At 62.2% G+C, this 19,642-nt stretch carries 19 protein-coding genes; 6 read left to right on the forward strand and 13 right to left on the reverse strand.

From position 1 onward, the window contains the following. Window positions 1-64: 64 nt before the first annotated feature. The 7 genes from tilS to tolQ form a co-directional block, all read right to left on the reverse strand. Window positions 65-1,324 carry a tRNA lysidine(34) synthetase TilS gene (gene tilS / locus LPJGGPFB_RS30000; protein WP_345791096.1) on the reverse strand — a complete coding sequence of 420 codons (1,260 nt, stop codon included), beginning with the start codon at window positions 1,322-1,324 and terminating at the stop codon, window positions 65-67. A 70-nt stretch (window positions 1,325-1,394) separates the two neighbouring features. Next, window positions 1,395-2,426: a tol-pal system protein YbgF gene (gene ybgF / locus LPJGGPFB_RS30005; protein ID WP_173423581.1), complete on the reverse strand. Its 1,032-nt coding sequence runs from the start codon at window positions 2,424-2,426 to the stop codon at window positions 1,395-1,397. Between the two features lie 196 nt (window positions 2,427-2,622). Next, complete coding sequence (gene pal / locus LPJGGPFB_RS30010; protein WP_173423582.1) at window positions 2,623-3,156, reverse strand: peptidoglycan-associated lipoprotein Pal; 534 nt, start codon at window positions 3,154-3,156, stop codon at window positions 2,623-2,625. A gap of 182 nt (window positions 3,157-3,338) precedes the next feature. Beyond that, the gene (tolB, locus tag LPJGGPFB_RS30015) at window positions 3,339-4,649 is read right to left on the reverse strand and encodes a Tol-Pal system beta propeller repeat protein TolB (protein WP_173423583.1); all 1,311 of its coding nucleotides are present in this window, start codon (window positions 4,647-4,649) and stop codon (window positions 3,339-3,341) included. 79 nt (window positions 4,650-4,728) lie between these two features. Next, window positions 4,729-5,808, reverse strand: a complete 1,080-nt coding sequence (locus LPJGGPFB_RS30020) for a hypothetical protein (RefSeq protein WP_173423584.1) — start codon at window positions 5,806-5,808, stop codon at window positions 4,729-4,731. A gap of 9 nt (window positions 5,809-5,817) precedes the next feature. Continuing rightward, window positions 5,818-6,270 carry a protein TolR gene (gene tolR, locus LPJGGPFB_RS30025; protein WP_173423585.1) on the reverse strand — a complete coding sequence of 151 codons (453 nt, stop codon included), beginning with the start codon at window positions 6,268-6,270 and terminating at the stop codon, window positions 5,818-5,820. Between the two features lie 27 nt (window positions 6,271-6,297). Continuing rightward, a complete protein-coding gene (gene tolQ / locus LPJGGPFB_RS30030; RefSeq protein ID WP_173423586.1) occupies window positions 6,298-7,020 on the reverse strand; it encodes a protein TolQ in 723 nt (240 codons plus the stop codon). Window positions 7,021-7,328: 308 nt separating this feature from the next. On the opposite strand from tolQ, the gene LPJGGPFB_RS30035 reads away from it, so the two are divergent. From LPJGGPFB_RS30035 to ligD, 3 genes are read left to right on the forward strand one after another with little or no spacing between them, the layout of a single operon-like run. Next, window positions 7,329-7,619: a hypothetical protein gene (locus LPJGGPFB_RS30035; protein WP_173423587.1), complete on the forward strand. Its 291-nt coding sequence runs from the start codon at window positions 7,329-7,331 to the stop codon at window positions 7,617-7,619. Continuing rightward, window positions 7,619-8,464, forward strand: a complete 846-nt coding sequence (gene ku / locus LPJGGPFB_RS30040) for a non-homologous end joining protein Ku (protein WP_173423588.1) — start codon at window positions 7,619-7,621, stop codon at window positions 8,462-8,464. The genes LPJGGPFB_RS30035 and ku overlap by 1 nt, the downstream gene beginning before the upstream one ends. Before the next feature lie 8 nt (window positions 8,465-8,472). After that, window positions 8,473-11,103: a DNA ligase D gene (gene ligD / locus LPJGGPFB_RS30045; protein WP_173423589.1), complete on the forward strand. Its 2,631-nt coding sequence runs from the start codon at window positions 8,473-8,475 to the stop codon at window positions 11,101-11,103. Between the two features lie 85 nt (window positions 11,104-11,188). On the opposite strand, the gene ybgC is transcribed toward ligD, so the two are convergent. Next, a complete protein-coding gene (ybgC, locus tag LPJGGPFB_RS30050) occupies window positions 11,189-11,644 on the reverse strand; it encodes a tol-pal system-associated acyl-CoA thioesterase (protein WP_077500703.1) in 456 nt (151 codons plus the stop codon). A gap of 126 nt (window positions 11,645-11,770) precedes the next feature. On the opposite strand from ybgC, the gene LPJGGPFB_RS30055 reads away from it, so the two are divergent. From LPJGGPFB_RS30055 to LPJGGPFB_RS30065, 3 genes are read left to right on the forward strand one after another with little or no spacing between them, the layout of a single operon-like run. Then, window positions 11,771-12,991 (forward strand): NAD-dependent epimerase/dehydratase family protein, encoded by a 1,221-nt coding sequence (locus tag LPJGGPFB_RS30055; RefSeq protein ID WP_173423590.1) that lies wholly within the window; start codon window positions 11,771-11,773, stop codon window positions 12,989-12,991. Next, window positions 12,988-13,851 carry a glycosyltransferase gene (locus tag LPJGGPFB_RS30060; protein ID WP_173423591.1) on the forward strand — a complete coding sequence of 288 codons (864 nt, stop codon included), beginning with the start codon at window positions 12,988-12,990 and terminating at the stop codon, window positions 13,849-13,851. The genes LPJGGPFB_RS30055 and LPJGGPFB_RS30060 overlap by 4 nt, the downstream gene beginning before the upstream one ends. After that, complete coding sequence (locus tag LPJGGPFB_RS30065) at window positions 13,848-14,738, forward strand: NAD-dependent epimerase/dehydratase family protein (protein ID WP_173423592.1); 891 nt, start codon at window positions 13,848-13,850, stop codon at window positions 14,736-14,738. Before LPJGGPFB_RS30060 ends, LPJGGPFB_RS30065 begins: the two co-directional genes overlap by 4 nt. A gap of 119 nt (window positions 14,739-14,857) precedes the next feature. Here the strand turns inward: LPJGGPFB_RS30065 and LPJGGPFB_RS30070 are convergent, their stop codons facing one another. From LPJGGPFB_RS30070 to ruvA, 5 genes are all read right to left on the reverse strand, one after another. Continuing rightward, the gene (locus LPJGGPFB_RS30070) at window positions 14,858-15,526 is read right to left on the reverse strand and encodes a hypothetical protein (RefSeq protein ID WP_173423593.1); all 669 of its coding nucleotides are present in this window, start codon (window positions 15,524-15,526) and stop codon (window positions 14,858-14,860) included. A 314-nt stretch (window positions 15,527-15,840) separates the two neighbouring features. Further along, window positions 15,841-16,740, reverse strand: a complete 900-nt coding sequence (locus LPJGGPFB_RS30075; RefSeq protein WP_173423594.1) for a metallophosphoesterase — start codon at window positions 16,738-16,740, stop codon at window positions 15,841-15,843. Between the two features lie 183 nt (window positions 16,741-16,923). After that, window positions 16,924-17,826, reverse strand: a complete 903-nt coding sequence (locus tag LPJGGPFB_RS30080; protein ID WP_173423595.1) for a metallophosphoesterase — start codon at window positions 17,824-17,826, stop codon at window positions 16,924-16,926. Beyond that, a complete protein-coding gene (gene ruvB / locus LPJGGPFB_RS30085; RefSeq protein WP_173423596.1) occupies window positions 17,827-18,867 on the reverse strand; it encodes a Holliday junction branch migration DNA helicase RuvB in 1,041 nt (346 codons plus the stop codon). Between the two features lie 87 nt (window positions 18,868-18,954). Next, entirely contained in the window at window positions 18,955-19,572 is a 618-nt protein-coding gene (gene ruvA / locus LPJGGPFB_RS30090; protein ID WP_173423597.1) for a Holliday junction branch migration protein RuvA, read from the reverse strand. Window positions 19,573-19,642 lie beyond the last annotated feature (70 nt).

Below are 19,642 nucleotides of genomic sequence, written 5' to 3' on the forward strand. Positions count from 1 at the left end.
GCCGGGCCGCTTTCTTGCCCCTAACATAGGGTTCTGGCGACGCCTTGCCAAGGCAAACCGCCAACTACCGTTCCATTTCTGTCAACAGATCGTGAACCGGCGACCGAACATAGGGCTGACGCCCGAACAATCCGGCAATCATGTCTGCCATGATCCGGTCGAAACCCGGCAAAAAGGTGTCGTAGGGGCAAATGCGCGGCTCGACGTCGGCGTTCGCGACGCAATTGCCGTCTGTGGATACAACATGCGGCGCGGAAAGCGATGCCCTCCTGGCAACGCCCGGTGGCACTCCTGCGGCAATAAGTCTCTGCTGTTGCAGACCGCGATCGTCGCAAACACCGACCTTCACCAGGCCATTTCCGACATTTCGAACGGCAAAGCGGCCATCCCAGATGCTGGCTTCGCCCGCCCCCAGGGTGAGAAGCGGAAGATCGCGCGCCTCGCGATAGAGGTAGAGACCCGTCCCGCGCCTGTCGAAAACGACCCGTCCTGCAGTCACCCGCCCCAACTCGCTGCGCTCAAGGAACGCCATCACGCGCGCAGCGGTGTCGGCGGCCAAGGGATGCGTTCGTCCGCCGATGACACCGGCCATTGCCAAAAGCGCGCGCCGGCAGTCGATATCGGCGCATGTTCCGACGGCAGTTTCGGCAATGCGCACGACAAGGTTCTCTTGAACGCGCGCATGAAGCCCCAACCACTCAGCCGCTTTGACCGAGGAGCGTGCGCGCGATGCGGTGTCCCATGTGGTAGCCGCCTCAGCGCCCGTTTCAGCGAGGTGCTTACGGGTCCGCACCCGTTCGAAATGCATGTTCGCGTTGCTTGGATCGTCAAACCAGCCCACGCCCTCCGCCGCAAGAAAGGCCCGGACGTCGGCACGACGCAGCCCGAGGAAGGGGCGCAACACCCAGAAGCGCCTGTCGTAGAGCACGTCGGCTGCCATTCCTGCGGCGCCGGGCCCCTGCCCGCGCTCGGACCGCATCAGGATCGTCTCGCGCTGATCATCCAGCGTGTGGCCGGTGACGATGCAGGTGGCACCGAGTTCATCGGCAGCGGCGGCCAACAGCTGATAGCGCTTTTCGCGTGCGGCGGCCTGAATTCCTGCCGTAGGCTTTTCGCCGTCCCAGGGTTTGACGATATGCGTGATGCCGAGCCTGGCGCAAAAGCAGGCCACAGCCTCCGCTTCAGCGGCGGAGCCCGCCCTCAAAGCGTGGTCGACCGTGCAGGCTGCAAGAGAAAAATCGGTTTTGCCGGATGCCTCGATCGCCCGGGATAGGGCGAGAAGCAGTCCCTTGGAATCGCTGCCACCGGACACGGCTACGAGCACTCGGGCAGGCCGATGGAGGGATGAAAGAAATCGTTTCGCCGTCTCGAGAACGGCCAGGCTGGCCTGCGTCTCAGCAGCCAAAGCGGCTTTGCTCGCTCGTCACCTTGGCGCGCACGGCCGGTGAGGCCTTCGGGTAGCGCTTGTTGACCTCGCGCAACGTGGCGCAGGCGGTTTCCTTGTTGTCGAGAGCGCCGAGCGACATGCCGAGCTTCAAGAGCATTTCCGGAGCCTTCGGTGATTTGGCGTGCGCTTGGTGCGCATTCAGGAACGTCTTGGCCGCGTCGCTGTACTTGCCCTGCGAATACTGCGCCTCGCCCATCCAGAAGCTGGCATCGGCCGCCTTCTCGCCTTGCGGGAAAACGTCGAGATAGTCGCGGAACTCCTGTTCGGCGGTGCTGTAGTCGCCGGACAGCACGTGTCCATAGGCCGACTGATAGAGATCGCCGGGATTGTCGAGCGCTGCAGTCTGCTGCTCGCTGTCCGGGTTGGCGTTGAGCCCGCCGTTGTCGCCCGGAAGGGCCACGCCGGTGTCGACGCCGGGCGGCGTTGCGTTGGCGCCAGGCTGGGCGTCGGTCGTGGTCGAAATCGGATTGCCGCTCTCGTCGAAGACGATCTGGCCAAGCGTCGTTGGAGGCGCGGCACCGGTTGCGCCCTGATCGGCGCCCGATGCGGCCATGCCGGTGCCCGGATCGGCAGGCGCCATCGTCTGGCTATCCGTCACCCCCGGGGTGACGGACGCCTGATCGCTGGACTTCGGCGTCTGCAATGCGCCGCTCTTCTTGGGGGAGGCCTTGCCGCTTTCCAGATCCTGGAAGCGGAACTCGTTGTCCTCCTGGAACTTCCGGATCTGCTCCTGCATCTGCAGAAGCTGGAAGCTCATTTCTTCGATACGCCCGTTGAGCGAGCGGATCTGTTCTTCAAGCTGGCCGATCCGCGTGGTCTCGGACGCCTGTACCTTCACGACGGGAAGACTGTGCGAGCCTGCCGTGTCGGCCTGTGTCGTTCGGGCCAGGAGCCCGGAAAGCGGCATGGCATTTACCGTCTGGCCAAGGCCCGAAAGGGCCGCGAGACCAAGCAGTCCAGCCACGACAAATTTCTTCATGTCTTTGTCCTGTTCGAATACCGGTTTTCCCACCCTGGAATCGGGGCCCGCAATACATCTCGCCGATTCATCTGGATGATTGCCGCACAGTTTTCCAATTACCCTGAAAAAGCAACGGAGTTCGGCCAAAGTGTGGTAAAAAAGCAAAGGGCGGCACAAGGCCGCCCTTATAATTTAGCGATGCGTGATCGGAAGATCACATGCCGGCGCCACCGAGAACGGTCACTGCACGGCGGTTCTGCGACCAGCACGAGATATCGTCGCAAACGGCGACCGGCTTTTCCTTGCCGTAGGAAATCGTCTTCAGGCGGTTGGCCGGAACGCCGCGCGAGATCAGATAATCCTTGGTGGAAGCAGCGCGGCGTGCGCCGAGTGCCAGGTTGTATTCGCGGGTGCCGCGCTCGTCGGCATGACCTTCGATGGTGACGGCATAGTTCGGATACTTGGCAAGCCACTGAGCCTGACGGTCAAGCGTCTGCTGGGCGTCGGCGCGAACCGAAGTCGAGTCCGTGTCGAAGAAGATGCGGTCGCCGACATTGACGGTGAAGTCCTGCTGCGAACCGGGCGTTGCCGAACCGGCGCCGCCGAGGCCAAGCTCGCCGGCACTGCCCGGAAGGTTCTTCTTCGACGCGCAGCCAGCGATGGCAAGGGTCATGACAAGTGCGATCATGACCGGGTTGCGAGCGATGGTCTGCATGCGGCCTGCGGCCGGGGTGTCAATTCGGCTCATGCGCCGGTCTCCTTGAGAAGTGTCTGAATTCACGGTTGCCAGACTGTAACCGGAAGCGGTTAATCGCTATTCAACAGTTATGGTTAACAAATCGATAATTTAAGCTCGGCGCCTGCTAGACCAGCACTTTGCGGCGAGAAAGCGGCATGGTTGCCACAATCCCCGCCGCAAATGAGAGCCTGCTATTCAAGCCGCGGCGACCAGGCCGGGTCGGAGGCAAAGCCCTGGGTGGGCACCGGCTGTTCGTTGTAACCGCTGAGGTCGATCGAGTAGAGCTGCGGTCCGCCGGCACCGGCGTTCTGGCGGAAGAACATCAGCACGCGACCGTTCGGCGCCCAGGTCGGGCCTTCGTTGTGGAAGCCCGTGGTCAGGATGCGCTCACCCGAACCGTCTGGCTTCATCACGCCGATCGAGAACTTGCCACCCGATTGCTTGGTGAAGGCGATGAGGTCACCGCGTGGAGACCAGACCGGCGTCGAATAGGAGCCGTCGCCGAAGGAGATGCGGCGCTGGCCGGAGCCATCTGCACCCATGACGTAGATCTGCTGGCGGCCGCCGCGATCGCTTTCAAAGGCGATCTGGCTACCGTCAGGCGAATAGGACGGCGCGGTATCGATCGCCGCCGTGCTGGTGAGGCGGGTCGTCGTACGCGAGCGCAGGTCCATCGTGTAGATGTTGGCATTGCCCTCCTGCTGCAGGCTCATGATCACGCGCTGACCATCCGGCGAGAAGCGCGGCGAGAAGGTCATGCCCGGGAAATTGCCGACCACTTCACGCTGTCCGGTCTCCAGCTGCAGCAGGTAAACGCGCGGCTGGTTGTTTTCGAACGACATGTAGGTGACTTCCTGACGGTTCGGCGAGAAGCGCGGCGTCAGGACGAGATCGTTCGAGTTCGTCAGGGCGCGGGCATTTGCCCCGTCCTGGTCCATCATCGCAAGCTGGCGCTTGCGGGCGGTCTTCGGGCCGCTTTCGGCGACGTAGACGACACGTGTATCGAAGTAGCCCTTTTCGCCGGTGATACGCTCATAGATCGCATCGGCGATGATATGGGCGACGCGGCGCCAGTTTTCAGGCTGGGTGAAGAACTGCTGGCCGGTCATTTGCGTACCCGCAAACGTGTCCCAGAGCCGGAACTCCGCCTTCAGGCGGCCGTCGGCCTCCTGCGTCACGCGACCGGTGACCAGCGCCTGGGCATTGATGACCTTCCAGTCTTCAAACCGCGGCGCGGCATCGGGGTTGCTGATCTTCTCGATGAAGGCGCCCTTGTCGATCGGCTTGAACAGGCCCGAACGCTTGAGGTCGGCAGCGACCACGTCGGAAATCTTCTTGCCGAGTTCCCCTTGCAGGAAGTCGGTGATCGCGATCGGCAAAGGCTCGACGTTGCCCTTGTTGATGTTGATTTCGACGACCGCATTCGCCGGTGTCGCCGCCACAAAGGCGGCCAACAGACCCGCTGCCACCATCAGGGCGCGGAAAAAAGAGCTCTTGATCATAGAGACAAGCCTTTCAGCTTAGTACGAAGGGTTTGCAGGGTTGGTTTGCTATCCGGCATAAGTTCCAATCCCGGCAGCTCTAGAGTGCGAATTCCGAAGGGTCGAAGTTCAGCACGAGGGTATTCCATCCTTTTTCGCCGTCATATTTTTCAGGCGGCAGATTCTGTAGCGGCGCCGAGCGACGGATCGCGCGAAGCGTGCTGCTTTCAACGGCGCGGCGCGTGCCTTCGGGGCCGCCAGTCGCGGTCACTTCCGGCGTGCCGACGATGTTGCCCGACGGGTCGAGCTGCACGCGGACCGTCACACGGACTTCCTCGACGCCGGTCAGGCCGGCGATCAGCGACCAGTTGCCCTGGATCTGGCCTTTCACGCCGTCGATCTCGTTGGCGCTCAAGCCCACGCCGATGGTTTTCTTGCCGCCGAGAGCCGCCTCCTGCGTCGAGCGCTTGGCACCACCGGCAGACGGGTCCTGCCGGTTGAGCAGGGCAGCAATCTCATCCGCGTTGAACTTGCTTTCCTCCGTGGAGGCCTGCTTCTTCTGTTCTTTCGGTGTCTGTTCGTTCTTGCGGTCGGGTGTCTTTGCGGACTGTGCCGGCTTTTCCACCTTGGGCTTGGCCGCAGGCGTCGGCACCTTTTCCGGCAGCGCTTCGGCTTCGGGATTTTCGGCCGGCTTTTCTTCGGCCGGCGCCGGTTCCGGCTTGGTCTCTGGCTTCACTTCCTGCTTGGCTTCCGGTAGCGCCGCCACTTCGGTTGCCGGTTCTGAAGCCGGCTTGGTCTCCTCGACCTTCTTGATTTCCTGCTCGACCGGATCTGGCGTCGGTTCGGGCTTATCGTTCTTTTCCGGCGAGGCCGTGGCTTCGCTCTTCGACGGCTTGGCGTTCGGCGTCGGCGGCGTCTTCAGGTCCGTGTCGTTGTCGCCGACGTTCTCGGCCGGCTGGTTCGTTTCCGGACGTTTGGTCGGAACCGGCGACGACGTCTCTTTCTTCGGCGCCTTCTTGTCGCCCTGCTGAACCTGCGTCATTTCCGAATAGGGGACGATGTCGACCGGCAAAGCCTCGACGTCGGCGACCTGGAAATCAGCCGGGCTGCCGAGCGAAACCATCGCCCAGGTGAGAACCAGAGCGTGCAGCAGACCAGATGTGGCGAGACTGCCCTTCATCGTGGACGATCACTTTTCCTGTTCTTGCAGCGTCACGAGGCCGAGGTTCTTGAACCCGGCTGCCGAGATGCGCGCCATGACCTTCATCACCGTGCCGTAATCGGCATTGGTGTCGCCGCGAACATAGATGCGTTCGTTGTAGCCGGTGGTGGCGATGGCCTCGAGCTTCGGCACGACCTCGTCGATCGCGATCGCGGTCTCCTGCAGATAGATTTCACCTGCCGGGTTGACCGAAACGGTGATCGGCTGCGTATCGGAGTTGAGCGCCTTTGCCTGCGTTTCCGGCAGGTCGATCGGCACGCCGACCGTCATCATCGGTGCGGCGACCATGAAGATGATGAGCAGCACAAGCATCACGTCCACGAAGGGCGTGACGTTGATCTCGCTCATGATCGCTTTCTTGCCGCCGCGGCGACGACGACCGCCACCCGAACCTTTGGCTCCGCCAACCGACATACCCATCAGCTTGGTCTCCGTGCTCTCTGGCGATTACTGCGCCGCCTGGCGCGGGTTCTGCAGCTTCTCGTCGATCTGCCGCGACAGGATCGCGGAAAACTCGTCGGCGAAGGCTTCCATGCGCGCCGACAGCTTGCCGGCATCGGCCGAAAACTTGTTGTAGGCGATAACGGCGGGGATAGCGGCGAGCAGACCGATGGCGGTTGCCAGGAGCGCTTCGGCAATACCGGGCGCCACGACCGCGAGGTTGGTCGACTTCGAACCGGCGATCGCCTGGAACGAGGTCATGATACCGACGACGGTGCCGAAAAGACCGATGAAGGGTGCCGCCGAACCGATGGTCGCGAGCGAGCCGAGGCGCGCTTCGAGCGATTCCGATTCACGGGCGAGCGTCACGTCCATGGCGCGGTCGATGCGCATCTGCAGACCGATCGGCGAACGCGCGCCGCGCTCGAAGCTCTTCTTCCATTCGCGCATCGCCGACACGAAGATCGCGCCCATGCCCGCCGTCTGGCGGTCGGAGAGGGTGCGGTACAGCTCTTCCAGCGACTGGCCCGACCAGAACACCTGCTCGAAACCGTCGAGCTGGCGGCGGACACGGCCGTAGTTCAGCGTCTTGTCGACGACGATCGCCCATGTCCACACGGAGGCTGCAATCAGCCCGAGCATGACCAGCTTCACGACAAGGCCCGCCTGCATGAAGAGCGACCAGAGGCTCACGTCGTTCGTCGCAGCAGCCAATCCAACCTGTTCCATCGTTTTCAGTCCCCGAATCCAAACACCCGGCAAGAGCGGCTCATGCTCGTGACCGGGTAGCCCAAACGTCCTGTTGCAAGAGTGCCCCGGCGCCGCCGCTGGTCGCACCATCGCGACCTTTATTAGCTTATGGTTGCCTTCTTGCCGTCAATTTTGGTCAAAGGATGACGTGCGCTGCACAAATCCTGATGGGCTGATTAAGACACCATTATGGTTAAGGGAGTGTTACCGCGACTGTGTCTTTCCGGCCGCAGTCGGCTGCGCGTGCCCATCGCGGAACTTCCCCGCGCGGCGGACGTTTTCGGGACATGAACACGCACACGACACGACACCGCGCCCGGCGAGCCGCCGCCCAGCACTTCGATCAGCGCGACCGCCTGATCCTCGCGCTCTATGCGCAGCTGAAGGCTGAGCGCGAAACGCGCGCCGCCCTTGAGGAGGCACTCGCCAACGGCGTGTTGTCGAGCGAAGTGCTGCAGGCCATCGTCGCCGATCCCATCCCCGCCATTACCAGCGAAGACATCGCAGGCATCGAGCAGGCCCTCGCCCACGATGCGGCCCGCGCACAGACCGCCAAACCATTGAACGGAGAACGCTGATGCCTTCCCGCGCGCTCTGGAAGGGCCAGCTCCGGCTTTCCCTTGTCTCGATCCCGGTCGAGCTTTTCAGCGCCACACGCTCCGGCGCCAACGTCTCGTTCCGCCAGATCCACGAGCCGTCGGGCAAGCCCGTGCACTATGAAAAGGTCGTCGACGGTATCGGACCTGTGGACACCGACGACATCGTCAAGGGTTACGAATACGAACCCGGCAAATACGTATTGCTGGAGCCGAAGGAAGTGGATTCGATCAAGCTGGAGACGAAGAAGACGCTGGAGCTCGTGCAGTTCGTCGGCGCCTGCGACATATCACCGATCTATTTCGACAAGCCCTATTATCTCGTGCCGACCGACGACCTTGCCGAGGATGCCTATCGGGTTGTGCGTGATGCCCTGCGGGCTGCCTCCAAGGTCGGGCTCGGCCAGCTGACTCTGCGGGGCCGGGAATATCTCGTTGCGGTCAAACCCTGCGGCGACGGCCTCCTGCTGGAGACGCTGCGCTACGCCGACGAGCTGCGCAAGGCGGACCCGCTGTTCTCCGGCCTGTCAGGCAAGAAGGCGGACAAGGAGCTGCTTGATGTCGCAACCGCGCTGATCGACCGCAAAACGGCGCCGTTCGATGCCGCCGTCTTCAAGGACAACTACACCGCCGCGCTGACAGATCTGGTCAAGCGCAAGATGAAGGGCAAGGCGGCCCGCGTCTCGGTGGATGAAGACGAACGGGCTTCATCTGGAAGCGACAACGTCATCGACCTGATGTCGGCCCTGAAAAAGAGTCTCGAAAGTAGCGGCAAAAAACCGCCCGCGAAACCGGCCTCGACCGCCCGCCGCCGCAAATCCGCGTGAGGTGACCGATGGCTGCCCGCCAGAACCCGCTTTCCGAATACAACCGGCGCCGCGATTTTTCCAAGACAGGTGAGCCCGTGGGCAAGGCGGCACCGGCGCGCAAGGGCCAGAAGCGTTTCCTCGTACAGAAACACGATGCAACCCGGCTGCATTACGATTTTCGCCTGGAGTGGGGCGGTGTCCTGAAAAGCTGGGCGGTGACCCGCGGACCGAGCCTCAATCCGGACGACAAGCGGCTGGCGGTGCGCACCGAGGATCACCCGATGGCCTATGGCGATTTCGAAGGGACGATCCCGGAAAAGCAGTATGGCGGCGGCACCGTGATGCTCTGGGACGCCGGCTGGTGGGAGCCCGACAACGATCCTGACGAAGGGCTGCAAGAAGGCAAGCTGAAGTTCCACCTGCATGGCGAGCGCATGCGAGGCGGCTGGGCGCTGGTACGCATGCGACCGCGTCCGGGCGAAAAGCGCGAAAACTGGTTGCTGATCAAGGAGACCGACGACGTCGCCTCCGACTATGGCGAAAGCCTGATCGAGAACCACATGACCAGCGTCTTTACCGGCCGCACCATGACGGAGATTGCCGACGGAAAAGGCGAAAGCAAGAAACACGTCTGGCAGTCTGAAAAGAGCGCCGCCGCCAACGTGAAGGCTGGTGCAATCGCCGAGGAGCGCCCGAAACGAACGACGCACAAGCGATCAGGCAAACCACCGCCCTTTCAAAATCCGCAACTTGCCACGCTTGTCTCAGCGCCGCCTGAGGGCGACGACTGGCTGAACGAGGTGAAATTCGACGGCTACCGGCTGCTCGTGGCGGTCGGTGGCGGCGAGGCCGTGTGCTACACGCGCACTGGGCTCGATTGGAGCGAGAAGTTTCACACGATTGCCGACACGCTGGTAGAACTCGACTGCAACTCGGCTCTGCTGGACGGCGAGGCAGTGGCGGCAGGCGGTGTAGGCTCGTCGTTCTCAGCACTGCAGAAAGCGCTGAAACACGGCGGCGACACCCGCTTTTATGCCTTCGATCTCTTGGAGCTGAATGGCCGCGACCTGCGCAAGACGCCGCTGGTCGAACGAAAGGGTGAGCTGAAAGCCTTGCTCGATGCCATGGGCCCGTCCGGCACGGTGCTCTACAGCGAGCATGTGCGCGGCAACGGCGCCGAGGTCTTTGCCGCCATGTGCAAGTCCGGCCAGGAAGGCATCATTGCCAAGCAAGCGGACGCCCCATACCAGAACCGGCGCACGCGCAGCTGGCTGAAGATCAAATGCACGAAACGCCAGGAATTCGTGATCGGCGGCTATTCTCCTTCCGCGAAAAAGGGACGCGCCTTCGCCTCGCTGCTCGTCGGAACGTTCGAAAATGGCAAACTTGTCTACCAGGGCCGGGTCGGCACTGGTTTCGACGAGGCGCGGATGGAAGAGCTTGCCGACGCCTTTGCCAAACGCCGGCGCAAAACGCCACCTTTCGCGACAGTGCCGGATGAGATCGCCCGAGACGCAATCTGGTTGACACCCGATCTGGTCGCCGAGGTCGACTTCGCCGAATTCACTGACGACGGACACATTCGTCATGGCGCCTTCGAAGGGCTGCGCCGCGACAAGGAGGCAAAGACCGTGACACTCGAAAGACCGAAGGCAACGAAAGAGCCCAAAGCGCGTGCCGAACACACACCAGACACCGCCAAACGTGCTTCGGGCAAAGCCCAGCGTGCTCGGGGCAAGACATCGCACGAAGCGAACCGCGATGCGGACGACACCGTTCTCGGCATTCGCATCACGCATCCGGAGCGTGAGCTGTTCGAGGGTGAGCGCATCACCAAACTCGATCTCGCGCGCTACTACGCGGTCGTGGCCGAGAAGATGCTGCCCTTAGCAGGCGGTCACCTGCTCTCGCTGATGCGGTGCCCGCAGGGTGGTCGCGGCCAATGCTTTTACCAGAAGCATGCCAGCGAGGGTTTTCCGGGCGAAATCCATGAGACGCCTGTGAAGGAATCCTCCGGCGATACCGAGAATTACATGTATGTGCGCGACGCCAAGGGGCTTGTCGCCGCGGTTCAGATGGGAACGCTCGAATTCCACATCTGGGGATCGCCCGTCGACAAGCTGGAGACGCCGGACCGGCTGGTGTTCGACCTCGACCCCGATCCGAGCGTCGGCTTTACGACCGTCAAGAAGGCAGCATTAAGCCTCCGCGCTGCGCTCGACGAGATCGGCCTGAAATCGGTGCCGATGGTGACCGGCGGCAAGGGCGTGCATGTCATCGTTCCGCTGACGCCCCGCGCACCCTGGGACGAAGCCAAGCGCTTCGCCAAGGCCTTTGCCCAGGGGTTCGCCGATCGCGATCCGGACCATTTCATTGCCACCATGTCAAAGGCGAAGCGCAAGGGCCGCATCTTCATCGACTGGCTGAGGAACGAGCGCGGCGCCACCGCGATCGCCCCCTACTCCACCCGGGCCCGCGCCGGCGGGCCGGTGGCGACGCCCGTCAGCTGGAGCGAGCTTTCCGGTCTCGATGCGGCCAACGGTTTCCACATTCCCGAAATCCTTGAACGGATCGAAAGCGGCGTCGACCCCTGGTCCGACCTCAGCGACACCAGGCAGTCCCTGACCAGAAAGATACTGGACGCGCTGCCCGAGTAAGCGCCTAGGCTTGTTTTTTAAGCGGCCTTCCGGCAACAAAAGCGCCCCTCGAAACGGTCGCTGCGATGCTTGCAACGGGACCGACTTAGCCTGCGCTTTGCCTTGCCCGTGTAAATTTTGTCGCCAGCGCTTCGGGCAGCCGGCGGGGGCGGCCCTGGCCATTGATGACGGCGATAATCACCTTGGCGGCGATCAGCAGCTGGCCATCGCGCCGGATCTCCTGCAGCAGTACCATCTTGGCGCCGCCGGCTTTCTCGGTGACCGTGCCGATCGTAAGGATATCGTCCATGCGCGCCGGCGCCTTGAAGTCGATCTCCATGCGATGAACGACGAAAACGAGCCCTTCGCTGTCTCCTTCGATCGCCAGCGTCGCCTGCTCCACACCCAAGAGCCGCAGGAAATCCGTCCGGGCACGCTCCATGAAATGCAGGTAGCGGGCATGGTAGACGACACCGGAAAAATCGGTGTCTTCATAGTAGACGCGCTGGACCAGCCGATGGCCGTCTTCGGTCAATTCGCCAGCAAGCGAGATCAGGGACATGCTTCTCTCCGACTAGAATTCCCAGATCCTGTGCAGCAACAAAAACGCATTTGCAAGCATTGCAGCCCTGTCACAATCCTATCCTACACGTGGCACAGCTTTCCTTCCTGATCAGGAGATCCGTGCATGAAGATTGCGATCCTCGGCGGCGATGGTTTCGTCGGCTGGCCAACGGCCCTTCATCTCTCCGATGCCGGCCACGACATTCACATCCTCGACAATCTCTCGCGCCGCTGGATCGACACGGAACTTGGTGTTCAATCCCTGACCCCGATGGATTCGATCCAGGAGCGCACCCGCATCTGGCATGCCGAGACCGGTCGCCGCATCCACTTCAACCTGATCGATCTAGCCCGCGACTACGATCTCTTAAAGAACTGGCTGGCGGACCATCGCCCCGACGCGATCGTGCATTTCGCCGAACAGCGCGCCGCGCCATATTCGATGAAGAGCGACCGGCACAAGAACTACACCGTCAACAACAACGTCAATGCCACCCACAATCTACTGAACGCATTGGTCGAACTCGAACTTGATGCGCATCTGGTCCATCTCGGCACCATGGGCGTCTACGGATATTCCACCGTCGGCGCGGCGATCCCCGAGGGCTATCTGCCCGTGGGCATCGAGACGATGGCAGGGCAAACCGTGAGCCAGGAGATCCTCTACCCCTCCAATCCCGGCTCGATCTACCACATGACCAAGTGCCTGGATCAGTTGCTTTTCCAGTTCTACGCCAAGAACGACGGCCTCAGGATCACCGATCTGCACCAGGGGATCGTCTGGGGCACCCATACCGAACAGACCCGCCGACACCCCCAGCTGATCAACCGCTTCGACTACGACGGCGACTACGGCACCGTCCTCAACCGCTTCCTCATCCAGGCGGCGATCGGCTATCCCCTGACCGTTCATGGCTCCGGCGGCCAGACGCGCGCCTTCATCCACATCCAGGATTCCGTTCGCTGCATCGAGCTGGCGCTGAAGCAGCCGCCGGCCCGCGGCAGCCGTGTCGAGATCTTCAACCAGATGACCGAAACCCATCGTGTGCGCGATCTCGCCGAAATGATCGCTGCAATATCCGGCTCGCAGATCGCCTGGTTGCCCAACCCGCGCAAGGAAGCGGCGGAAAACGAGCTGGTCGTACACAACGAAAAGTTCCTGTCGCTCGGCCTTGATCCGACCCGCCTCCGAGATGGCCTCTTGTCCGAAATCGTCGATGTCGCCAAAAAATTCGCCTATCGCGTCGATCGCGCGCGCGTCCCGGCCGTGTCCGCCTGGACCAGGGATATCGCCACGCGCATCAACCATGATCCCGAGGGCAAGCGGCTGAAATCCGTTTCATGACATCGTTCGAAGACCAACCGGAGGGGCTCCGCCCCTCTTCCCCCGCCGCCTCCAACCATGCGTTCGTGACGCTCGTCACCAACGAGGATTATGCGCTCGGCGCCCGCGCGCTCGCCCGCTCGATCCGTCTGACGAAGACCCCGGCCGATATCGTCGTCCTCCACACGGGCTGCGTGTCGGCCGAGGCACTCGCGCCGCTTTCGGCCTTCGATTGCCGCCTTGTCGAAACCGATCTGCTGCCGCTCTCGCATGCCTTCAACGAACGCCACGCCCGCCGCAACGTCCACGACAAGGCGCCGTTCACCAAGGGGCGCAAGCCGGCCTTTCACTCACCGCTCGACAATTTCTGCAAGCTGCGGCTCTGGCAACTGACGGCCTACCGTCGCTGCGTGTTCATCGATGCGGACGCCATCTTTCTCAAAAACATCGACCGGCTCTTTCACTACCCGGAGTTTTCCGCGGCGCCGAATGTTTATGAAAGCCTTGCCGATTTTCACCGGCTGAATTCGGGCGTCTTTGTCGCCGAACCATCGACGGTGACGTTCGCAGCAATGCTCGACAGGCTCGATGCGCCCGACGCCTTCTGGCCGCGTACCGACCAGACCTTCCTGCAGACCTTCTTTCCCGATTGGCACGGCCTGCCGGTGACCATGAACATGCTGCAATATGTCTGGTTCAACCTGCCCGATCTTTGGGACTGGTCGTCGATCGGCGTGCTGCACTATCAGTATGAAAAGCCGTGGGAGAAGGATCACCCGCGGGCCGGGCAGCTTCAGCCGCTGATCGATCTCTGGTTCGCCTATCTGACCGGCGAGGGCATTCCCGACATCGCAACTCTCGCCAATCCGGCCCCGTCATGAGTCGCGTGCTCGTCACCGGCGGCACCGGCTTTGTCGGACGCTTCATCGTCGAGCATCTGCTGGCGAGGGGATACGACGTGGTTGTCGGCGGCCGCACGCCGCCCGCTCCCGCCTTGTTTTCGAAACCCGTGGCCTTCGTTGCGCTGACACTCGACCCGGATATTGACCAGAGCCCTGCCTTCCGCCACGTCGACCACTTCGTCCACGCCGCCTTCCAGCATGTCGAAGGCCGTTATCGTGGCGGCGAAGGGAGTGACCCGGAAGGGTTCCGCCGCAGCAATCTCGATGGCTCGGCCACCCTGTTTCGAACCGCGCGCGACCAGGGCATAAAGCGGTGCGTCTTCCTGTCGAGCCGCGCCGTCTACGGCAGACAGCCGCCGGGAGCAGACCTCTTTGAAGAAACGCCCTGCCACCCTGAAAGCCTCTACGGCGCCCTCAAGCTGGAAGCCGAAAACGAACTCGCCAAGCTGAACACGGACGGTTTCAAGGCGGTGAGCCTGCGCGTGACCGGTGTCTACGGACGACCAGGTCGGGGCGGCGGTCACAAATGGCAGTCGCTTTTCGATGATTATCTTTCGGGTGGTGCGATTGTTCCGCGCGCCGGCACCGAGGTGCATGGTGACGATGTCGCCGCCGCCGTGCGCCTTGTCCTCGAAACACCATCGAGCAGCCAGCCGGACGGCGTGTTCAACGTCTCCGATGTCCTAATAGACAATCGTGCCATCCTGGCATTGGTCAAAAATATCAGCGGAAGCCCTCATGCCCTTCCCGCCCCGGCCGTGCTGACGGCGTTCAACACCATGAATACAGAGAAGATCCGAGCACTGGGCTGGCAGCCGGGCGGGCTGAAACGGCTCCAGGCAAGCGTGGCGAGCCTGCTCGCCTGACGGTCACCTGTTCGCCACGGCCATTCGCACCGCCAAAAGCAGAAAGGCCCGGCGTCGTGTGCGACGCCGGGCCTTTCCTTTCGGTCACGGGTCAAATTCAGACCCGTGATCCCCCAAAATCAAGCAACAGAGGGCAGACCCATCATCGGCTCGACCCGCGTTTTCATCTGCACGGCCGGCTTCTTGTCCGCCGGAAGCACGAAGAGAAGGCTGTGCGAGATGACGATCGCCGCTGCGAGCAGCACGCCATAAGCCATCAGGATCACCGTCATCGGAACGACGAAGTTGAGCTGCGGCAATGCGCCAAGCATCAGCGGCACGTACCAGGAGGTTGCCGATACGGCACCGGAGACGAGGAAGGTGCTGCGCTGTTTGGTCGACATGCCTTCCATCAGCGATCGGCCGATCTGCATCTTCACCTTCGGCAGGATCACCGCATGGATGAAGGCGCCATTGACCGTCAGGATGGCAACAATGGTCATTTTCGCCCAGACCTTTTCATTGCCGAGTTTGATCGGTTCGAAAAAGCCGTAATAGGCAAGGAAGCCGAAGCCGGTGACCCACAGAAGGATCAGGCCCCAATTCACGATCTTCGACCCGAAGTGGAACACCGCCCAGTGTTCCGGGGTCACTTTCCCCTTGATGAAGAACCGCACGATCATCAGATCGAGAACGGTAGCAGCGCCCAATCCCAGCGCCAAGCCGATGAAATGGAGTATGCGAAGACCCGTCTTGAGTGCAGCGACTGGATCGAGGCTCAGCGTATTGATCAGAAACATGAGACCCATTGAAAGTACCTTTTCGATATCGGCAGCATCACATGGGAACAGCGCCACCCCGAATGGCGCACCCTAAAAATTCCCTCAGACTGAATGAAATCTACGCTGAACTATAACCGCTTCTGTCTGTCCCTGGACGGCATGTGATACTGCTAATGCCCTTAATCGCCCGGCGTCTTGTTACTGTCGAAATCGGCTCAAAGCGCGGCGCAGATATGGCTAAAATAAGAATACAATAAAGTAGACATACTCCATACACAGATATTCAGCATCTTCCTTGGCGATATAGCCTCGAGATCGTGACGGCAACGGCAGTGACGATCCTAGCCGATGTCGATGGCAACGATCTCCGGCGGCGATCCGATCCGGATCGGCAAGTTCGAAAGCCCCAGTCCACCCGAGACGATCATGTGCCGGTCCCGCTCGATGATATGTCCGTAGGCATAACGGTTGCCGTATCGCGACGGGACGAGCGGTGAATACCCCAGGAGCCTCACCTGGCCGCCATGGGTATGACCTGCGAGTGTCAGCGAAACACGCGCGGGCACGTCGACGAAGATGTCCGGCTCGTGGGCCATGAGAATGATCGGCTCGTCGCCCTCGATACCCGCCAGCGTACCCGGCAAGTCATCCAGCCCCGGGATCATGCCGGAGCCATCGGGGGCCGGATAGCTCGGCTCGAGTTGATCGGCGAGACCCGCGAGCCAGAAGGATCGTCCGTCCTTTTCCAGGCGCAGTGCACGATTGTCATAAACGGGAATACCGACGCCGGCGAGCGCCCTGTGCGCGAGCGTCGGACCATGCCCCGCTCGGCTGGCAACCGGATCGTTGAGCCAATCGTGGTTGCCCATGATCGCATGGACACCGAGCGGCGCCTTCAGCCGCGCCAATGCATCGGCCCAACGAGCAGGCTCGACGAAGCCGGTCAGGCGCAGGCTGCTCATGTAGTCGCCGAGCAAAAGGATGATGTCGCCGCCAAGCGCACTGGCCTGATCGCAGATGCCGGCTATCCGGCTCACCGGCATCCAGGGCTCGCAGGCATGGATATCCGCCAGAACGACGATCCTCAGCTTCAGCCCTGACGGCCAATTGGCAGGTCGCAAGGCGTAAGACGTCACAAGCGGCCGCTTCAACGGCTCTACGCCGACGGCATAGGCGCTGGTGCCGAACCCAGCCATCATCAAACCGCCGAGAAGCTTGAGAAACCCGCGCCGCGCCAGCATGCACTCTTCCCTTCGATGGATGGATTTCGAGCTGCCGCCGCCATCATGGAAGCGGTTGAGGCAACGGGACGCGCTCGACGAGCGTCGACGGTCGGCTCTTTCCTTGCCGGATCATAGCGGGCACGCGGCAACGCCGAAATACGTCATTCGGCCACGCGCCTAAGCCATGCGGCCGGGAGCCTATCAGCCGAGATCGATGACCAGGATCTCCGGCGGCACGCCGAAGCGGACCGGCGCAATCGAGCAGCCGAGCCCGCCAGAAACGATCAGACTGCGATCTCCCTCGACCACATGGCCGTAGGCATAACGATCGCCGAAACGGGAGGGCACGACGGGAGCATGGCCGAGAAACCGGACCTGCCCGCCGTGGGTATGGCCCGATAGAGTCAAGGCGACGCGCGACGGCACCTTCGGGAAAATATCCGGTTCGTGGGCAAGCAGGATCACCGGTGCGTCGTCGTCGACCTGCGCCAATGTGCCATCGAGATCGTCGAGGCCTTGCATGTACTTGCGCATCCACTTTTTGCCCGGCACCAGCGCAAGCTGGTCTTCAAGGCCGGCGAGCCAGAAGCCCATCCCGTCCTTTTCAAGCCGGATGGCGCGGTTGCTGTAGACATTGATGCCGACGTCGGCGAGCGCCTTGTGGCCGAAGGTGAGACCGCCGCTGTTCTTCTGCGCCGTCCTGTCCTCCCACCAGTCATGATTGCCCATGACTGCATGCACCCCGAGCGGCGCTTCGAGTGTTGCCAGCGCCTTCGACCATTCGCTGGAGTGCACGTAGCGCGTCACCAGGTTCATGCCGGCGGCGTAGTCGCCGAGAAGGACGGTGATATCGCCACCGAGCGCATTGGCCTGCCGGCAGATCGAGGCGATGCGATTGGCCGACATCCAGGGTTCGCAGGCGTGGATGTCCGCCAATGCCACCACCCGCAGCTTCAGGCCCGGCGTCCAGCCAGGCGGCGTGAGCGCATAGCGCGTCACGTTCAGCCGGGCGAGCGGCTCGATGGCAAAAGCATAACCGCCGAGTGCCGCCATGCTGGCGATGCCGCCGCCGAGAAACTTCAAAAGCCCGCGGCGGGTGATCATTCATTCGTCCTCGAGCGTCAATCGAAACTGGGCCGCCTCGACCTCTTTCGGCGGATTGAGGCCGATATGTTTCCAGGCATTGGCGGTGAGCACACGACCGCGCGGCGTGCGCTGGATAAAACCCTGCTGGATCAGATAGGGCTCGATGATGTCTTCGATCGCATCGCGCGGTTCGGAGAGGCCGGCGGCGATGGTTTCGATGCCGACGGGGCCGCCGGCGAAATTCTGGGCGATCATGAAGAGATAGCGACGATCGAGCTGGTCGAGCCCCATATTGTCGACGAGCAGCCGCGTCAGCGCCTCGTCGGCAATTGTCTTCGTCACCGCCTCGGCGCGCGCCACTTCGGCAAAATCGCGCACGCGGCGCAGCAGGCGACCGGCGATGCGCGGCGTGCCGCGCGCCCGTCGTGCAATCTCGCGCGCGCCGTCATCGGTCATGCCGAGCCCCATCAACCGGGAGCCGCGGCGCACGATCGATTCCAGTTCCTCGACCGTGTAGAAATTGAGCCGCACCGGAATGCCGAACCGGTCGCGAAGCGGCGTCGTCAAAAGGCCGAGGCGGGTGGTGGCCGCCACCAGCGTGAACTTCGACAGGTCGATCTTCACCGAGCGCGCCGCCGGCCCCTCGCCGATGATGAGGTCGAGCTGGAAGTCTTCCATCGCCGGATAGAGGATTTCCTCGACCGCCGGGTTGAGGCGGTGGATTTCGTCGATGAACAGAACGTCGCGCTCTTCAAGGTTGGTCAGAAGTGCAGCCAAATCGCCCGCCTTGGCGATGACGGGGCCGGAGGTCGAGCGGAAATTGACGCCGAGTTCCTTGGCCATGATCTGCGCCAGCGTCGTCTTGCCGAGGCCGGGAGGCCCGACGAACAGCACGTGATCGAGCGCCTCGCCGCGGTTCTTGGCCGCCTCGATGAAGATCTTCAGGTTGGCGCGCGCTTCCGCCTGGCCGGTAAATTCGTCCAGCGACTGCGGACGCATGGTCGCATCGAGATCTTCGCCGCGCTTATCCGGCGTTATCAGGCGTGCGGCATCAGTCATCCATCCGTTCCAATCGATCGGGCATTCGTATGCATGGTGTCAAAGAATATGGCCGTTTTGCATCGACCGGCCCGACAACGCAAGCCGTCATCGCGCCAGTTCCTTGAGACCCAGCCGGATCAGCTTGGCGCTGTCGGCATCCTCGCCACCATTCTTCAGCGCCGCGGCAACCGCATTGGCGGCCTGATCGCGCGAATAACCGAGATTGGTCAGTGCCGATACGGCGTCGGAGACCGGCGCCGAGGCGACACCTTCGCCCAATTCCTGCTTGAGGCCGATCGAGCCGGACATCTCGCCGGCAAAAGCCGGCGCCTTGTTCTTCAGCTCAGTGACGATACGGACTGCGACCTTCGGACCGACGCCCGGCGCACGTGACACCGAGGTCTTGTCCTGCAGCGCAATCGCGTTTGCGAGCTCGCCCGGCGTCAGCGTCGACAAAAGAGCGAGCGCCACCTTGGAACCCACGCCCTGGACGCTCTGCAAAAGCCGGAACCACTCGCGCTCCAGTGCGCTCAGGAAGCCGAACAGCTTCAGCTGGTCCTCGCGCACATAGGTTTCGATGAACAACACCGCCGCCTCGCCCGCCGAACCGAGCTTCGACAATGTGCGCGCCGAACAATGGGCGACATAGCCGACGCCATGGACGTCGAGAACGACATGATCCTCGCCGATTTCGTCGATGGTACCCTTCAATTTGCCGATCATGTGGCGTCGTCTCTCATGGATGGATTGCGGGACGGTCGGACCGACCATCGGAAATTAATGGCAGAAGCGC

Source organism: Ensifer adhaerens (genome assembly GCF_013283195.1).
Taxonomy (GTDB): Bacteria; Pseudomonadota; Alphaproteobacteria; order Rhizobiales; family Rhizobiaceae; genus Ensifer; species Ensifer adhaerens_G.

Bases quoted from the DNA above. Each gene is read 5' to 3' on its own strand.
- ybgF (WP_173423581.1), bottom strand. From the start codon at position 2,426: ATGAAGAAATTTGTCGTGGCTGGACTGCTTGGTCTCGCGGCCCTTTCG.
- pal (WP_173423582.1), bottom strand. From the start codon at position 3,156: ATGAGCCGAATTGACACCCCGGCCGCAGGCCGCATGCAGACCATCGCT.
- tolB (WP_173423583.1), bottom strand. From the start codon at position 4,649: ATGATCAAGAGCTCTTTTTTCCGCGCCCTGATGGTGGCAGCGGGTCTG.
- LPJGGPFB_RS30020 (WP_173423584.1), bottom strand. From the start codon at position 5,808: ATGAAGGGCAGTCTCGCCACATCTGGTCTGCTGCACGCTCTGGTTCTC.
- tolR (WP_173423585.1), bottom strand. From the start codon at position 6,270: ATGGGTATGTCGGTTGGCGGAGCCAAAGGTTCGGGTGGCGGTCGTCGT.
- tolQ (WP_173423586.1), bottom strand. From the start codon at position 7,020: ATGGAACAGGTTGGATTGGCTGCTGCGACGAACGACGTGAGCCTCTGG.
- LPJGGPFB_RS30035 (WP_173423587.1), top strand. From the start codon at position 7,329: ATGAACACGCACACGACACGACACCGCGCCCGGCGAGCCGCCGCCCAG.
- ku (WP_173423588.1), top strand. From the start codon at position 7,619: ATGCCTTCCCGCGCGCTCTGGAAGGGCCAGCTCCGGCTTTCCCTTGTC.
- ligD (WP_173423589.1), top strand. From the start codon at position 8,473: ATGGCTGCCCGCCAGAACCCGCTTTCCGAATACAACCGGCGCCGCGAT.
- ybgC (WP_077500703.1), bottom strand. From the start codon at position 11,644: ATGTCCCTGATCTCGCTTGCTGGCGAATTGACCGAAGACGGCCATCGG.
- LPJGGPFB_RS30055 (WP_173423590.1), top strand. From the start codon at position 11,771: ATGAAGATTGCGATCCTCGGCGGCGATGGTTTCGTCGGCTGGCCAACG.
- LPJGGPFB_RS30060 (WP_173423591.1), top strand. From the start codon at position 12,988: ATGACATCGTTCGAAGACCAACCGGAGGGGCTCCGCCCCTCTTCCCCC.
- LPJGGPFB_RS30065 (WP_173423592.1), top strand. From the start codon at position 13,848: ATGAGTCGCGTGCTCGTCACCGGCGGCACCGGCTTTGTCGGACGCTTC.
- LPJGGPFB_RS30070 (WP_173423593.1), bottom strand. From the start codon at position 15,526: ATGGGTCTCATGTTTCTGATCAATACGCTGAGCCTCGATCCAGTCGCT.
- LPJGGPFB_RS30075 (WP_173423594.1), bottom strand. From the start codon at position 16,740: ATGCTGGCGCGGCGCGGGTTTCTCAAGCTTCTCGGCGGTTTGATGATG.
- LPJGGPFB_RS30080 (WP_173423595.1), bottom strand. From the start codon at position 17,826: ATGATCACCCGCCGCGGGCTTTTGAAGTTTCTCGGCGGCGGCATCGCC.
- ruvB (WP_173423596.1), bottom strand. From the start codon at position 18,867: ATGACTGATGCCGCACGCCTGATAACGCCGGATAAGCGCGGCGAAGAT.
- ruvA (WP_173423597.1), bottom strand. From the start codon at position 19,572: ATGATCGGCAAATTGAAGGGTACCATCGACGAAATCGGCGAGGATCAT.